The sequence below is a fragment of the Thermococcus thermotolerans genome (assembly GCF_024707485.1).
GTDB classification, from domain to species: domain Archaea; phylum Methanobacteriota_B; class Thermococci; order Thermococcales; family Thermococcaceae; genus Thermococcus; species Thermococcus thermotolerans.
Window position 1 is genome coordinate 874,621 of record NZ_CP102602.1, and the last position, 15,322, is coordinate 889,942.

General features: G+C 53.3%; 15 protein-coding genes and 3 tRNA genes. 8 read left to right on the top strand and 10 right to left on the bottom strand.

Going from position 1 to position 15,322, the window contains the following annotated elements; genetic code table 11:
* Positions 1-50: 50 nt before the first annotated feature.
* Positions 51-137: transfer RNA gene (locus NUS69_RS05035), tRNA-Ser, on the bottom strand.
* A 136-nt stretch (positions 138-273) separates the two neighbouring features.
* Here NUS69_RS05035 and NUS69_RS05040 point away from each other — a divergent pair.
* On the top strand, positions 274-1,449 hold the full coding sequence (locus NUS69_RS05040; RefSeq protein WP_258084696.1) for a CBS domain-containing protein: 1,176 nt from the start codon (positions 274-276) through the stop codon (positions 1,447-1,449).
* Positions 1,450-1,454: 5 nt separating this feature from the next.
* On the opposite strand, the gene NUS69_RS05045 is transcribed toward NUS69_RS05040, so the two are convergent.
* From NUS69_RS05045 to NUS69_RS05055, 3 genes are read right to left on the bottom strand one after another with little or no spacing between them, the layout of a single operon-like run.
* Positions 1,455-2,570, bottom strand: coding sequence for a DUF835 domain-containing protein (locus NUS69_RS05045; RefSeq protein WP_258084697.1), 1,116 nt, complete (start codon positions 2,568-2,570; stop codon positions 1,455-1,457).
* Positions 2,567-3,826 carry a bifunctional sugar-1-phosphate nucleotidylyltransferase/acetyltransferase gene (gene glmU / locus NUS69_RS05050; RefSeq protein WP_258084698.1) on the bottom strand — a complete coding sequence of 420 codons (1,260 nt, stop codon included), beginning with the start codon at positions 3,824-3,826 and terminating at the stop codon, positions 2,567-2,569. The genes NUS69_RS05045 and glmU overlap by 4 nt, the downstream gene beginning before the upstream one ends.
* Complete coding sequence (locus NUS69_RS05055; RefSeq protein ID WP_258084967.1) at positions 3,823-4,635, bottom strand: undecaprenyl-diphosphate phosphatase; 813 nt, start codon at positions 4,633-4,635, stop codon at positions 3,823-3,825. The genes glmU and NUS69_RS05055 overlap by 4 nt, the downstream gene beginning before the upstream one ends.
* Positions 4,636-4,691: 56 nt before the next feature.
* Between NUS69_RS05055 and NUS69_RS05060 the strand changes: the two genes are divergently transcribed.
* Positions 4,692-5,498 carry an MBL fold metallo-hydrolase gene (locus NUS69_RS05060; RefSeq protein ID WP_258084699.1) on the top strand — a complete coding sequence of 269 codons (807 nt, stop codon included), beginning with the start codon at positions 4,692-4,694 and terminating at the stop codon, positions 5,496-5,498.
* Positions 5,499-5,560: 62 nt separating this feature from the next.
* Positions 5,561-6,640, top strand: coding sequence for an NOG1 family protein (locus NUS69_RS05065; RefSeq protein ID WP_258084700.1), 1,080 nt, complete (start codon positions 5,561-5,563; stop codon positions 6,638-6,640).
* 101 nt (positions 6,641-6,741) lie between these two features.
* Here the strand turns inward: NUS69_RS05065 and NUS69_RS05070 are convergent, their stop codons facing one another.
* Positions 6,742-7,134, bottom strand: coding sequence for a 30S ribosomal protein S8e (locus NUS69_RS05070; RefSeq protein WP_258084701.1), 393 nt, complete (start codon positions 7,132-7,134; stop codon positions 6,742-6,744).
* 115 nt (positions 7,135-7,249) lie between these two features.
* Between NUS69_RS05070 and NUS69_RS05075 the strand changes: the two genes are divergently transcribed.
* Positions 7,250-8,140: a hypothetical protein gene (locus NUS69_RS05075; protein WP_258084702.1), complete on the top strand. Its 891-nt coding sequence runs from the start codon at positions 7,250-7,252 to the stop codon at positions 8,138-8,140.
* Here NUS69_RS05075 and NUS69_RS05080 read toward each other — a convergent pair.
* Positions 8,137-9,735 carry a CTP synthase gene (locus tag NUS69_RS05080; RefSeq protein WP_258084703.1) on the bottom strand — a complete coding sequence of 533 codons (1,599 nt, stop codon included), beginning with the start codon at positions 9,733-9,735 and terminating at the stop codon, positions 8,137-8,139. The two genes, NUS69_RS05075 and NUS69_RS05080, sit on opposite strands and share 4 nt — an antisense overlap.
* A gap of 137 nt (positions 9,736-9,872) precedes the next feature.
* On the opposite strand from NUS69_RS05080, the gene NUS69_RS05085 reads away from it, so the two are divergent.
* Complete coding sequence (locus tag NUS69_RS05085) at positions 9,873-10,763, top strand: hypothetical protein (protein ID WP_258084704.1); 891 nt, start codon at positions 9,873-9,875, stop codon at positions 10,761-10,763.
* On the opposite strand, the gene NUS69_RS05090 is transcribed toward NUS69_RS05085, so the two are convergent.
* Both NUS69_RS05090 and NUS69_RS05095 read right to left on the bottom strand, forming a co-directional pair.
* A complete protein-coding gene (locus NUS69_RS05090) occupies positions 10,755-11,132 on the bottom strand; it encodes a DUF555 domain-containing protein (protein WP_055428975.1) in 378 nt (125 codons plus the stop codon). The two genes, NUS69_RS05085 and NUS69_RS05090, sit on opposite strands and share 9 nt — an antisense overlap.
* Positions 11,133-11,142: 10 nt before the next feature.
* Positions 11,143-11,430 (bottom strand): DUF357 domain-containing protein, encoded by a 288-nt coding sequence (locus tag NUS69_RS05095; RefSeq protein WP_258084705.1) that lies wholly within the window; start codon positions 11,428-11,430, stop codon positions 11,143-11,145.
* Positions 11,431-11,690: 260 nt separating this feature from the next.
* Between NUS69_RS05095 and NUS69_RS05100 the strand changes: the two genes are divergently transcribed.
* The 3 genes from NUS69_RS05100 to NUS69_RS05110 all read left to right on the top strand — a co-directional run bounded on the left by NUS69_RS05100 (position 11,691) and on the right by NUS69_RS05110 (position 13,776).
* Positions 11,691-11,768 (top strand) — tRNA-Ala (locus NUS69_RS05100).
* Between the two features lie 10 nt (positions 11,769-11,778).
* Positions 11,779-11,856: transfer RNA gene (locus NUS69_RS05105), tRNA-Val, on the top strand.
* A 774-nt stretch (positions 11,857-12,630) separates the two neighbouring features.
* Positions 12,631-13,776: a M20 metallopeptidase family protein gene (locus NUS69_RS05110; protein WP_258084706.1), complete on the top strand. Its 1,146-nt coding sequence runs from the start codon at positions 12,631-12,633 to the stop codon at positions 13,774-13,776.
* Here the strand turns inward: NUS69_RS05110 and NUS69_RS05115 are convergent.
* The gene (locus tag NUS69_RS05115; protein WP_258084707.1) at positions 13,769-14,602 is read right to left on the bottom strand and encodes a GNAT family N-acetyltransferase; all 834 of its coding nucleotides are present in this window, start codon (positions 14,600-14,602) and stop codon (positions 13,769-13,771) included. The genes NUS69_RS05110 and NUS69_RS05115 overlap by 8 nt on opposite strands.
* On the bottom strand, positions 14,577-15,314 hold the full coding sequence (locus tag NUS69_RS05120; RefSeq protein ID WP_258084708.1) for a phosphoglycolate phosphatase: 738 nt from the start codon (positions 15,312-15,314) through the stop codon (positions 14,577-14,579). The genes NUS69_RS05115 and NUS69_RS05120 overlap by 26 nt, the downstream gene beginning before the upstream one ends.
* Positions 15,315-15,322 lie beyond the last annotated feature (8 nt).

Genomic DNA, 15,322 nt, shown 5'->3' on the forward strand with positions numbered 1-15,322 from the left:
GTGAGGTTCAAGAATATGAAGGAGGTTAGAACCCTCTCGGGCTCGGCAGTTGGCGCCGGGGCAGGGATTTGAACCCTGGTGGGCGGACGCCCACGGGATCTCGAGTCCCGCGCCTTCCCAGGCTAGGCTACCCCGGCGCGATGGTGAGTTCTCACGGGAATTTTATAAATCTTTCCGCGAAAAATTTATTAACCCAAATTAACTAAAAATCTCCCGGTTGCAAAGGTTTAAATTCTCGGCCGCCCTAATAATAAGTGAAAGGAGGTGGCAGAAATGGTCGGTATTCTTGTGCAGGAGGTTATGACCGACAGGTTCCAGAAAATAGACATCGACGCCCCGCTTTCTGAGGCGATCGGAATCTTTGAGAAGGAAGACCCCGACCTTATTCTGGTCTTCGACGGAAACCTGTACAAAGGAGTCCTGACCCAGGACCTTATAGTACGCTCCCACCTCAAGTGGGACCCAACCAAGGCCAAAGTTAAAGATGTCTACAAGACCGCCCCGGTGATCAAGCCGGATGAGGACCTTAGCAAGGCCGCCAAGCTCATGATTGAGGTTGACCTGCGCTCCCTCCCGGTTGGGGAAAGCAAGGCTGAAATCATCGGAGTTATAAGCGATATAGAACTGCTCAAGAGGGTAGCAGAGGGTGAGTTCGGAAAGAGGAAGGTCGAAGAGGTCATGACCAAGGACGTCATAACCCTCAGGCCCGACGATACCGTAGCAAAGGCACTCGCAACGATGCGCGACCACGCGATATCAAGGATACCGATAGTCAACGAGGAGGGCAAACTTGAAGGTCTCGTTACGCTCCACGACCTCATCATAAGGTTCATCAAACCCCGCTTCAGGGCCCAGTACGGCGAGGTTGCGGGCGAGAAGATACCCCCGTTCAGCATGCAGCTGCGCGACGTCATGATAAGGGGGGTCATAACAATATCCCCTGACGCCAAGCTCAGAGAGGCCATCGCCACGATGATAGAGAACGACATTGACGGCCTGATAATCGTCGACGAGAACAACAGGGTCAAGGGTGTTCTCACGGTCAAGGATATGTTGTTGCCCATCTCAAGAATGGTCGAGAAGGAGGTTCGCTTCTACCTCCAGCTGGGCGGTGATGCCTCAGTACTCAGCGACTTTACCAGGGAAAGAATAATAGAGGACGTAAGGCGCTTCGTTGACGGATACGAAGACCTCCTCGGACAGGAGGGCATAATCTACCTCTACATCAGGCGCTTCAACGAGCGCTTCAGGGGAGTTCACCTCTACCAGGCCAGGATGCGCGTTGTCACCGATAGGGGAGTGTTCATAGCGACGGGTGAAACCTGGGGTGCAATACAGGCCGTCCATGACGCCCTCAGGGCGATCGAGAGACAGCTCCTTCAGAAGGCCGAGCTTGAGAAGGACACCCACTACTACAAGCGCTTCCTGGAAAAGATGGGACTGGAGTGAGGGGATTACTTCCCCGGAAATTCTCTTTCTAAAATTCTTCTCTGCAGGGGATCCAGAGCCTCTGGATCCACCACCAGTATTATAGTACCGTTCGCCACCAGCAGGTGATCCTTTACATTTAGAAGGAACTTCAGAGTGTTTTCAAAGCCGTTTTCTATTATCAGGTACTCCACGGCGTCTATGTACAGAACGCGGTAGCCGCTTTCCACAGCTTTGGCTATCAGGTCGGTCAGTATATCGATTTTGGTTGGACTTATCGCGTATATTTCGGGGAACTTATGTATCTCCCCCTCAATCACCCTCGTAACCCAGAACACCAAAGCGCTCGGATGAAGTTTCCCCCTGATACTGTCAAGCTCCTCCCTGGTTATCACAATCAGGTTTGAGAGTTCTTTGATATTTCCAAACTTCTCTGAGACCTTCTCTTTGGAGGGGTATACAAAAGCCCCCGGATGAGTTGTCTTGGAAGATGGAGGTTGGGTTTCTGCTGGGGGAAACGGTATGAAGACGAACTTAAACGCGCCAACCGCGGCAACCAGTCTGAAAACAGCACCAAGGAAAAAGGCGCTCGGGGCCAGCCACTCAACGTTCCTAACTACCGGATATGTAAAGTTGAGGAGACCCAGAAGTATCAGTCCCCACGGGAAAAGCGAATCTATACTGCGGGTTGATATCTCCTTCTCAATCAAAATCCTGCTGAAGTATATGAGGGCAAAGCTATAGGCAAAAGCTGGAAATACCGTTTCCACCACAAAGTTGTCATTGAAAACGTTGGCCGCCAGCAGGAACAGCCATACGTACGAAGCGGCCAGAAACACCGAGATTAAGACGACATGCTTGAGCTTGCTCGTAGCGTATTTGAGGTGGATGGCCCCCCAGAGGAGAAGGGTCGCTATAAAGAAGTTCGGTATCTGCGAGGCAACCCTGTACGCCTCATGAGCCATATGGATCCCAAGGGGCCTGAATATATAGCTCTCAACGTCCAGAGCGTTTATGAAGAACGCCGTGCTCAGAAGAACCCAGCCCTTGTCGCGGGTCTGGTAAGCCTTGTACGCAACGGCGATGAACAGAACCCACCGGGAGAAAAAATTAACGTAGGGAACAGCGGCTTCCAGATTCATCTCTTCATCACCGCCTTCTCCTGTTTCACAACCACGAGACTCCCGCTGGGAACGTTTCTATCGACTATCACCCCAGGCCCAACAAACGAGTTGCTTCCTATCTTCCTTCCGGGATATATGCTCACGTTTATACCTACCTTGACGTTGTGGCCGATTATGGCTCCGAGCTTTCTCCTCCCGGAGTCCTCAAGTTTCCCTTTAACCTCGACCTTTATGGTGCCCTTGTCGTGTCTCAGGTTTGCCGTGATGGTGCCGGCACCGAGGTTTGTGTTCTCGCCGATTATTGAGTCTCCAACATAGTTTAGGTGGGGAGCGTTGCTGTTGTCCATTATTATCGAGTTCTTGACCTCCACAGCGTTGCCTATATGGCAGTTGTCGCCGATGCTTGTGTATGGCCTTATGAAGCAGTTCGGCCCGATGCGGGAGTTTCTTCCTATTTTCACCGGCCCGACTATGTATGCCCCGCTCCTTACAACCGTCCCTTCCCCTATCTCCACAGGAGGAACTACCGTGGCGCCTTCCTCAACTATACCCCTGATGCTGTGCTTCAGCTTGTTCTTCAGGAGATATTCGTTGAGCTCCAGAAGATTCCACGGCCTGCCAACGTCGTTCCAGTAGCCGGAATAAACCGCGTAGGCAACCCGTTTTCCGTCCCCTATCATGAGGTTTATTGTGTCGGTTATCTCATACTCCCCGCGTTTGCTGAGGGGGGTCTTTTGAAGGAACTCAAAGACGACGGGTTTGAAGATATAGACGCCGAGGTTTGCATAGCCGGAAACACTGCCCGGCTTCTCCCTCACCCTGGAGACGAGGTTTTCCCTGACCTCAACCTTACCGAAATGACTCAGATCGTCGAACTCCTTCACCAGAAGCGTGGCGTCTGCCTTTTCCCTTTTGAACGCCCCAACGAGCTCCTTCACTCCCTCTATCTCGAAGTATATATCGCCGTTGGCGACTATAAACTCCTCATCGCCAATCTGCTCCCGGGCGGATTCTATGGCCTTGGCGGTGCCTTCGCCGGGGAGCTGGTCAACATATGTTATAGGCTTCCCATTGAACTCGTCCCCGAGGCCATCGATCAGCTTTTCCTTTTCATAGCGAACGATTATTATGAACTCATCCACAAAGGGATCCAGATTCTCAAGCACGTACTCAATTATCGGTCTGTTTGCGACTTTGAGCATAACCTTTGGCCTATCATCCGTCAGAGGACGAAGCCTTTCACCCTTTCCCGCGGCGAGGATAACCCCCTTCACAGAATCACCCCCACTAAATAGACGAACACAGGTATCAGACCAAAGACAGCGATGAAACCTCTTTCTCCGAAAACTTCAACGGCCTTAAGGAGGCCTTTCATCGTGACTATGCTTGTCACGAATGCCGATAGGAAAGCCGCAAAGAGCAGTGGAACAGGAAGCTCCGGATCCCATCCACCCACGAAGGCGAGCTTCAGTATGAAATAGACCGGGGCTATAAGAAAGCTCAGTTCAAGGGCCTTCTTGGCAGTAACCCCTGTAACGACTAGGCCGAAGAACACGAACCCGCTCCTTGAAAAGCCGCCCATCAGCGTCCCTCCCTGCAGCAGGCCGGAGACTATGGAGTCCAAAAGGGTCGCCCCGTCCTTTTCCTCGCTGATTTTCTCCTTAGTCCCACCCAGGAGAGGGCGGAAGCGGCCCATGAAGAGAGCGAACAGAAAGATCGCAAATCCAAGGAGGGCGTTGATGAAGTCGGAAACCTTGGGATCGATAACCACCCGCAGGCCAACCAGCAGGGGATAACCGATCAGGAGTGTGAAGAGGGTAGCGTAGAGAAGGTATTTCACGTCCGAGTCAAGACTCCTGCGCAGGGCCCTCTGAGACCCAAGCGCAATTTTCTCCTTAAAGTAAAATAGCACGGCAAACGTCACGCCGAGATACGCGGGAACAAGGTAGTCCACATAGGCCGGCGTTACACCTTCCAGAAACCCCATGATTGAATAACCCTCCGGACTGGTGGGAAGCCAGGATGAGAGCGCCACGACAACGCCCGAAACCAGGGGAGCTATGTATTCACCGATGTTAACCATGGCAACCACACCAAGGGTTTTAACTCCCAAGAACATAAACTTTTCGAGGGGGTGTGATGAAACTCACGGTAATATATGAAAACCATTCGGGGTTCAAAAAGGGTCTCCTTGGTGCGCATGGCTTTTCCGCCCTCGTCGAACATGAAGGGGTCAAAGTTCTCGTCGATACCGGCGCCGATGGGAGCGTTCTAATAAACAACATGATGAGGCTCGGAGTCCATCCCAATGAAATCGACTATCTCTTCATAACCCACGGGCACTACGACCACACTGGCGGGCTGAAGGCCTTCCTTGTGGAAAGGGAACGGCCGATAAAGGTCATCGCCCATCCCGGGGTGTTCACAAGAAGAGTCTCCATGAAGCCAAGGCGGAGGGAGATAGGCATACCTTTCAGCAGGGACGAGCTGGAGGAACTCGGGGCGGAGTTCGTTCTCAAGGAAAAGCCTTTCGAGTTCGCACCGGGATTCTGGAGTTCTGGAGAAATACCCAGACGCACGTGGGACAGGACGGTGGGCTACATCGAGGAAAGAGGGAAGCCGCAAAAGGACTCGATTCCGGACGACGTCGCCCTTATAGTGGACCTGGGTGAGAGTGTGGCTGTGATAACGGGCTGCGGCCACTCCGGAGTTCTTAACATAGCGTGGCATGCGGAAGACATCAGCGGGAAACCGGTTAAAGCCCTCATCGGGGGGTTTCACCTTAAGGGGGCCAAAAAGGAGGTCCTCGATGAAGTCGCCGAGGGGACAGATGCCGAAAAGCTCTACGCCGGCCACTGCACGGGCATCGATTCATACGCATACCTGAAGAGCAGGCTCGGTGATAGGATGGAGCCGCTGCACGTAGGCAAGACCATCGAGCTTTAGCGAACCTTTAAATACCCAGCCGAAAAGCTAAGCACCGCGAGAGAAAAGGAGAGGTGGGAGAGATGAAGAACCCGTTCGAAAAAATGCCGACCGTGCTTACCGCTGACGAGCTCATCGATAAGGCGTTCAGAAGGGCCGAAAAGGCCGCCTCAGCCTTCACTCCGAAAGGCGGCCCGAGGGCAAAGGCGAGGCAGAGGGAGGAGCTGAGGGTAAGGACGGTCTCAAACGTGATAAGGGACAACCTCAGAAAGCTCCTGGACAGAACGCCGGGCGTTTCGGAGCTGCCAGCGTTCTACAGGGAGCTGGTTGACACGCTCGTTGACAGGGACCAGTTCCACCGCTCGCTGGCCCACGTCAACTGGGCGATAAAGACGATAAGGAACCTGGAGCAGAGGCACGTGGAGAAGATACGCTACTCCAGAGACCCTGACGAGATGGCCAGGCTCAGGAGGAGCTTCTACGGTCGTGTTGCGGACGTTCTCAGGGACATAGCGGACGACCTTGAGTACCTTAACCGGGCAAGAAACGTGCTGAAAGACCTTCCGGTCGTTGACCTTGAGCTTCCCACCGTTGTCATCGCCGGCCACCCCAACGTGGGCAAGAGCACCCTGCTAAGGGCCCTAACCAACGCAAAGCCTGAAGTAGCGAGCTATCCCTTCACCACAAAGGGCATAAACGTCGGCCAGTTCGAGGAGCACTACCTGAAATACCAGGTCATAGACACACCCGGCCTTCTCGACAGGCCGCTGAGCGAGAGGAACGAGGTCGAGAGGCAGGCTATCTTAGCGCTCAAGCACCTCGGAAGGGTCATCGTCTACATCTTCGACCCGAGCGAGTACTGCGGATACCCAATAGAGGAGCAGATGCATCTGTTTGAGGAAATATACAGTGAGTTCGGCGAGTTTCCGTTCATAGTCGTCCTCAACAAGGTGGACATAGCGGACGAGGAAAAGATAAGGAAGGTGGAGGAGTTCGTCAGGGCCAAAGGTCTTGAACCGCTCAGAATCTCGGCCCTGAACGGTGAAGGTCTGGATGAGCTGAAGGGACGCGTCATAGAGCTGGTCAAACCAATGGTTGAGGAGCAGGCGAAGAGGATCATGGAAAAGGAACTTAGAAAGTACCGGGAAGAGCTTGAGCTCTGACCTTTTCTCTCCAATCGTCGGCTCCATATCCCAGAAGTCGGACGTTAAAATACCCACCACTGACAGATTCGAGAGAAAAGCTCAAATTGAAGAAAAAGAATTCAGGCGCTCTCTTCCTTGATGAGAACCGCGTTGACAACGCCGTCCTGGCCGGGCCTGCTGGTGACAATGGCCTTTCCGGCCTCGGTCTCTATGATGGCACCCCTGGTGATTATGTTTCTCCTGACGTACTGCCTGTTGGCGGGGTTCTCAATAACCCTGATGATTTTGACCTTCTTGCCCTTGCCGTTCTCGAAAACGTTGGCGTAAAGGGCCTCGATAAGCCTGACCTTCCGGTTTCCACCGTAGGTTCTGATTATCTTCCTCTTCTCCCTCTCCTCAGCAACCTTGGTGAAAGCCGGCTCCCTTCCGAGTTCCCTCTTCCTCTTCTTCCTAGCGAGGATAATCCTTCCGCCTGAAGGCTTCTTGAGTGACCTTCCCTGCCAGATAGCCATTTATCTCACCTCATGAGCTTAATACTCAACCTATCGCCACTTTGGGGGGTTCGTTTATAAGCTTTTCTGGAAGAATTTTTAAATCCTTGTCCCCATTACTTCATCAGGTGGTGGTATGGGAGCGATCGAGGCCTTCACGAACGCGTTCTCACTCGTCATCAGGAACAAGAGGCTATACCTGCTTGTATTACTCATGAGCCTCATGATGGCCCCCTTGGGGGCGTACCTAATTCCCGGTGACATCGGCTACGAGTATAATCAAACGAGTATGCAGAAAGGAAACGTCATAATTGAGGAATACGGAACACCAATAGGTGGAAACGAAGTGGACATGCTAATAGATCTCCTCGGGGGGCTTATCCTCTATTCCGTAATCGCCCTAATCGTCGGGGCGATTTTTGAATACGGAATCACGAAGGGGGTATTCATGCATCTGAACGGTGAGGAATACTCCCTCGGCAGTCTTATGATGGAGGGCCTGAAGCACTTCCCCGGGGTTATCTTGATAAACTTCATCTACGGCCTTATAATGATGGTTTTCATAGGCGTTGCCGCCGTTCCAATAGTACTCGGGGCCCTTTTCCTTCCCGCTGGAGCGGTCTTGGTGTTACTGGGCATCATTTTGATGTTTGCGACCATAGCTTTCGCCCTCGGCCTGTCCTCCCTTGCAGTCCCGTTCTACGTGGACAGGAGAAGCATTGGGGCGGCCTTTGAGGCCTTTGGAGCGGCCTTCAGGAACGTCCTCTCAACCATAGGTTTCGGAGTGCTCCTTGGGATTGGAGTTATCGCCATAATGATGGTGGCAAGTCCAATAGCCTTCGTAACGCGGATGGTGCTTCCGGAGAACATGGCCCCCTACGTCTCGGCGTTCCTTCAGGCACCCTTCGACGCCCTGCTGTACCTCTTCATATGGACTGCCGGGGTGGCGTTTTACAGGGAAATACAGAAGATGGAAGAACTGAAAAAAGTTGACAAGGAGTTGCTTGAGCTTGGAATCGAGGTTTAAAGGCCTTTCTTTTCTTTTGCTGCCTTTACGAGCCCTCTGAAGACCGGTGCCGGGTTCATAGGCCTTGACTTGAACTCCGGGTGGAACTGCGTAGCGATGAAGTAGCTCTTCTCCGGAAGTTCAAGTATCTCCATCCTCCGCTCGTCGTCACCGGCTATGCCACTGAATACCAGCCCGGCCTCCTCAAACTTCTCTATGTACTCCGGGTTGACCTCCCAGCGGTGCCTGTGGCGCTCGTAGATAAGGTCCTTCCCATAGAGCTCCCTCGCAAGGGTTCCCGGTTTTATCTTGACCGGATAGGCACCGAGCCTCATCGTCCCGCCGAGCTTGTCGAGGCCCCTCTGCTCCGGCATCAGATCAACGACGGGATGGGGCGCCTGGGGGTCAATTTCGGTGGAGTGCGCACCCTTCAGTCCCAGAACGTTGCGGGCAAACTCAACAACCGTGAGCTGGAAGCCGAAGCATATCCCGAGGAAAGGTATGTCGTTTTCCCTCGCGTAGCGGGCGGCCATCATCTTGCCCTCTGTTCCCCTCGCGCCGAAGCCGCCGGGGACTATTATTCCGTCAATACCTTCAAGGAGCTTTGTCCCATTCTTCTCAAGGTCTTCCGCCTCGATCCAGCGTATTTTGACCTTCACGCCGTTGGCAACGCTGGAATGCTTTAACGCTTCCTTTATGCTGAGATACGAATCGGCGAGCTTGACGTACTTGCCGACCACAGCAATCTCAACGGTATCCTCCAGAGACTTGTACCTCTCGACCATCTCACGCCATGCATCGAGTTCAGGCTCCTTCTCGGGAAGGCCGAGCCTCTTGGTGATGTACCTGGCCAGGCCTTCCTTCTCAAGCATAAGCGGAACCTCGTATGTGTCCTCAACATCGTAGGCGCTTATGACGGCCTCCGGCGGGACGTTGGTGAAGAGGCTTATCTTCCTTCTCGCGCCTTCCTCGAGCGGATCCTCCGAGCGGGCCACTATGGCATCGGGCTGGATTCCAAGGCTTCTCAGTTCCTTGACGCTGTGCTGGGTAGGTTTGGTCTTCTGCTCGCCGACGACCTTAAGTTTCGGCACGTAGGTGACGTGGACGAAGGCGACGTTATCTCTGCCCTCCTCAAGCTGCATCTGGCGGGCTGCCTCAAGGAATGGCATGCTCTCTATGTCACCAACGGTCCCGCCTATCTCCACCACAACGACGTCGTATTCCCTCGCTATGGCCCTTATGCGCTCCTTTATCTCGTTGGTGATGTGGGGGATAACCTGAACGGTTGCCCCGAGATAGTCGCCCCTGCGCTCCTTCTCTATGACCGCAGAATAGACCTTCCCAGTGGTTATGTTGTGGTCAAAGGTGAGGTTCGTATCGAGAAAGCGCTCGTAGTTGCCGAGGTCGAGGTCAACCTCGCCTCCGTCGTCGAGAACGAAGACCTCTCCGTGCTGGTAGGGGTTCATGGTTCCGGCGTCGTAGTTGAGGTAAGGGTCTATCTTAATGTTGGTTGTTCTGAAACCGCGAGCCTTCATGAGCATTCCGAGGGATGCGCTGGTTATACCCTTCCCGAGACCGCTGACAACACCACCCGTGACGAATATGAACTTTGTCATGGCAAAACCTCCACCGGTTATGTCGTTGGTTGATTGATGAGTGCTTAAAAGCTTTGTTGGTATGCCGAGAGAAAAATTTAAAAGACTCTGCATTTATACTATTTAACGATGTAACCATGAAAACTGTGAAATTGAATATGGCAACCACCCTTAAAAATAGGAAATTTCTGGCCCTGCTCCTCACGGCGCTCCTAGTTACTTACGTTCTCCCATTCCCCCTCATAAACGGATTCCTTCAGGACTATTCGAGGCTCAAACAGATCAGGGAGCGAATGCTCAGGGAAAACGAAGCCATAGTCTGCCACAACGTCTTTGATGTCAACCCAGACTTCTTTGGCTCCCATGGAATGGAATGCAACGACGAGTACTACCGGCCCGATGAGCGAACGGCAACGGTGGATGGGCTGACCGTTTATCAGGACACCTATTACGAGTATCTGAAGGCGAAGAGGAATCTCCAGCGGGAACTGCGCGCTTTCGTGCTCTTCGTGATATTCGCCTTCCTTACGCTCCTGGGGTTCAGTTACGCAATGGTGGATCTTGCCGTTGGATTGTCGGAAGGAAACGAAAAGAGACCCCTCGAATCGATACTATCCGGGCTCCGTTCAATTCCGGCGCTTGTAGCTTCGGAGATACTGGTTTTTATTGTAATGATTTTGGTGTTGATGCTTCTGGCCATACCAATAGCAGTTTTGGGGCCCTTTGGAGGTTTCGTAGCCGGTCTTATTGCTTCCCCCGCCTTTGCACTTGTAGTCCCGGCATATTACTTCACAAAGAAAATAGGCCCCGTTGGGGAGATATGGGGTGTAGTAAAGGGCAATCCGGGAGGATATTTCACTCTGGGACTCGGGCTCGCGGTTCTTGAGACCCTGACTGTCTTGGGATACGGCACCTATTTCGGCATTGGGACACTGCTCCTCATGCTTATGGTGGGGGGACTGAGATACCTACTCGGTAGTCTCGGTGCACTCTGGGTCTATCTCGACACCCCACTAAAGGAAAATCAAGAAAAAAGGCCGTCAGTCTAATTCGACCCCGTCGCCCTCTTCCTCCTCCGTAAGCTCCCTTATCTCGTAGACCTTGAGCGGAACCTTCTTGAGGGCCTTTCCAATGACGGCCTTGGCTATTCTCTCAGCGTGCTCGATGGTTTGAGCGTTGTAAACCTTGATCGTGAGATACATTCCAACCAGGCCCACCGAGCCTATCACAAAGGCGCTCTCAAAGTGGGCACCGCAAACCGGACACTGGGAGTAACCTATTTCAACCCTCACGAAGTCGAGCTTCTCCTTATTGAGCGCCTTTGCGACCTTGCTCACGGCAACGTTTATTGCGTCCTCGCTTGTCTCGACGTCCCTCACTATAATGGGTGCCTCCAAAACAACAACATAGTCTCCCATAGCTCCCACCTCAGCCAAAGGCAAACAGCCTGTCGTCCTCTCCCTTAAAGACTCCCAGCCTTACACCCGCATCTATAAAACCGTGGGCATAGTTGAGCGCGGCAAAAGCCGTCACATAGTCGCCTTTCTGGTAGTAGTATCTGGCGTCCTCAAAATAGCTCTTCGCCATGGTGAGGAAGTCCTCCGCAACGCTTCTTAAAAGACTCTTCTCATGAACCGCTATTTCAAGGGTCTCCAGCGCTTCAGCGGTGATTTTAAAGTACTTCTGAAGCTTTTCCTCGGTTATCTCCCGCTCCACCGGTCTCGCCTCACGGTTGGTTAGGGGAGAGTCTTATAAACCTTATCCTATGATTCGATAAGCTCCAGTTGACCAACGTTCACAAGATCCACCGTCAGTTGGGCGCTCCTACCTTCAAAACGCTCAGAAGGGAACATAAAGGCAAAGGAGCAAAGCGTAAAGTTTATAAAGCCCACTCAATGATAGGTAAATGCCCGCACGGGTAGGGCCCGGAGAGAGATGAGAGCCGGGTTTTAGGGCCGTGCGGAGCTGTTGGGTGTGGGCCGGTAGCTCAGCCTGGTATGAGCGCCGCCTTGGCAAGGCGGAGGCCCCGGGTTCAAATCCCGGCCGGTCCACCATCCCTGGGTTGGGCCCGTGGTCTAGACTGGTTATGACGCCACCCTGACAAGGTGGAGGTCCGGGGTTCGAATCCCCGCGGGCCCACCATAAGAAACTCTTTTCTGGCGAAAAGTTTCATCAAAGTTTGTAGCTCCTTTTCAATGGTCAAAAATTCTGGGGATTTTCTGGTAGAATGACAATTTTAAGTGTGAGAACTTTTCAAGTTGCTCCTCTGGTGGAGGTTTAACTTTAAATCGACGCCCAAAGGACATCACGAGAAGAGTAAAACCCCTTTTTGGGGTTTATTCTCAACGTGTTCTCACTGGAGAATGAACACTTGGTGGTAAAAATCCCTTCATCTGGGCATTCTACGAAGAGCTACGAACTTTTGGTGAAGCTTTTCCCAAAAGCTTCCTTCGCAAGCGCTGGCGGAAAGATTGTATGCGATTTTGAAAATGCTTGTTTTTCAGGTGGTTTGCCGTTCAACTGCAAGCTTACAGGGTTTCACTTTCCACAAGGCGTTCGAAGAACGCCAGAATAAAAGTAAAACCTTTTAAAGGACTGGTTTTTAGCGTTAAACCAACACTTTAAGTGTAATTTTTAAAGAGTGCATGTCTGATTTTATCCATTTTAAACGACAAGGGGGCTCTTTTGGTCAAGCTTTTTCCAAAAGCTTGTTTGCCGAGCGAAAGTTTCATCAAAGGCTAGCGATTCCTCTTAAGGAGATTCTTTGAGAGAGTTCACCTTTTTGAGTGTACGGTTTTTAGTGAAGGCTTCAGCACCTGCCGAAAGAGGCAACGTTTTTAGAAGTCGTGAAGTCCATTAAGATAAGCATCGAAAAGTTAATATGGGGGTTTTACGATTTTCAGTCCAGGTGAGACCATGAACCCGCTCGAAGAAGCCCTGGAGATTAGGGAGGAGATAATAGCTTGGAGAAGGGACTTCCACATGCACCCGGAGCTCAAGTACGAGGAGGAGAGAACCTCGGGAATCGTGGAGGAGCACCTCCGCGAATGGGGATACAGAATCAAGCGCGTCGGAACCGGGATAATAGCGGACATCGGAGGGGGTAAGAAGACGATAGCCCTAAGAGCTGACATGGACGCCTTGCCCGTCCAGGAGGAGAACGACGTCCCATACAAGTCCCGCGTTCCCGGAAAAATGCACGCCTGCGGACACGATGCCCACACGGCCATGCTCCTCGGAGCTGCAAAGATAATCTCGGAGCACGTCGATGAGCTCAACGGCAGGGTGAGGCTCATCTTTCAGCCGGCCGAGGAGGGTGGCAACGGAGCGGTGAAGATGATCGAGGATGGGGCACTTGAAGGAGTGGATGCGGTGTTCGGCCTCCACGTGTGGATCGACATGCCGAGCGGGGTGATAGGGATAAGGGAAGGCCCGTTCATGGCCGGTGCGGGCATATTCAAGGCACGGATAATCGGTAAGGGCGGTCACGGGGCATCTCCACACCAGACCGTCGATCCAATTCCCATAGCGGCGGAAGCAATACTAGCACTCCAGACCATAGCGAGCAGAAACGTCCCTCCGATTGAGACTGGCGTTGTAAGCGTCACCGCTGTACAGGCGGGGACGGCCTTCAACGTGATTCCCGAGAAAGTCCAGATGAAGGGAACGATAAGATTCTTCAAGCACGAGATAGGTGAGCTGATTCAGAGGCGTATGAGGGAGATATTCGAAGGCGTCACCAGGGCACACGGGGCTTCCTACGAACTGTCGATAGAGGAGCTCGTCCCACCGACCGTTAACGATAAGGGTATGGCGGCTTTTGCCAGAAACGTGGCCGAAAAGTACGGGCTGAGGCATGGCGATGTCGAGCCGACCATGGGCGCCGAAGACTTCGCCTTCTATCTCCAGAAGGTTCCCGGAGCGTTCCTGACTCTCGGAATCTACAACGAAGAAAAGGGGATAATCTACCCGCACCACCACCCCAGGTTCGACGTTGATGAAGAGGTTCTCCACCTCGGCACGGCGATGGAAGTCGCCCTTGCCATGGAGTTCCTCAGGTGAGCTCCTTCGCGAGGATCTTAATTTTTCCCACCCTTTCAGCGCCAAAACTCTCAACGTCGCCCGGCAGGAGTGTCAGAACCCTCTCAAACCCGAGAACCCTTGCCCTGCCGAGAACAGCCTTCAAGTCCTCAACCCTGCCCCAGAGGAGGAGTGCAACGCCCTCCCTCCCGGGAAGACTCTTTAGGACATAGTACGAGCCGCCACTCCTTCCGGATTCGACGGTGTAGTGGATTCCAGCGATGTTGTCCTTGAAGGCCGAGAAGAACATGCTGTAGGAGCTCTGGAATCGGCCGACAACCAGGTCGAGGTTTTTAACGTCCACCCAGTCGAACGCCGAAGGCTCCACGGTTCCTCCGCCCCTCGCCGGAACCCATACGGTCGTTCCGGTGAAAAGCTCAGCATCAAAGCCGAGCTTTCTGTAGAACCCCTCCGCATCCTCATCGGGCTGAACCGTCAGCATCTCTACCTTCCGCTCCTTAGCAACTTCCTCAACGAACTCCATCAGGAGCCTTCCAATCCCCCTGCCCCTGTAGTCCGGGTGAACCTCGATAACGTCCACGTGCCCTATCTCCCTGAGCCCCCCACCAACGGGCTCCTCAGAGAACAGAACCTCAACTTCACCAACGATTTTTCCGCTAAGCTCGGCAACGGCCACGAGTTGATTATCAAGGAGGAGGTTGTTCAGATGGATCGCGCAGGTCTCAACGCTCATCCAGGGGCCGCCCTTGGTGTAGCGTTCGTAGAGGCTGCCGTTGGGCCTCTCGTTGGCAGTGTGGAGTGCAACTATTCCCCCAACGTCATCAAGGGTCGCCAAGCGGATCCGCATCACTCTCACCCAGGTAACCGGACTTCCTCAGCACGTGAAGGATTCCCTCGGCTCCGCCGGCCCCGTAGGTCTTTTTCGTCACGTAGTCTGCTTCTTTTTTCAGGCTCTCCGGCGCCTGGCCAACGGCGACGCGGTAGCCGACTACATGGAACGCGTCGAGGTCGTTCTCGCCGTCACCTATGTGGGCAACCTCCCCTGGCTCTATCCCGAGCACCTCGCAGGCCTTTTCAAGCCCGGTACCCTTGTTTATCCAGGGCTTCTTGACGTGTATCGCGAAGCCGGAATCAACGGCAACGAGGTTAAGACCGAGCTCCTCTATTATGTCCCTCACTGCCTCGACGGGGATGGTTCGCAGAATTACGAGGCCGGCCTTTCGTTCCGGCATCGAAAAACTCATGACTGCCTCGGGATAGCGTCTCTTCACCTCGCTCCAGAGAATCCACTCCTCGTCCATCTTCGTCAGGTAAACCCTCTTCCTCAGCCGTCCGTCCTTTATGGACAGGGCCCCACCGTCCTCAGCTACAACCGGCCCGCTGGTGCCTATCATTATCGCCATCGCCTCTGCAAAGGGAACGGAGTTGCCCGTGACAAGCATGACGGGAACGCCCAGGCTCTCGGCGAGCCTTATCGCCCTCAGGGCATCTTCATGGAGTCGCCTGTCCGGGTAAGTGATGGTACCATCTATGTCAAGGGAAATCGCCTTTATCCTCATAATTCCTC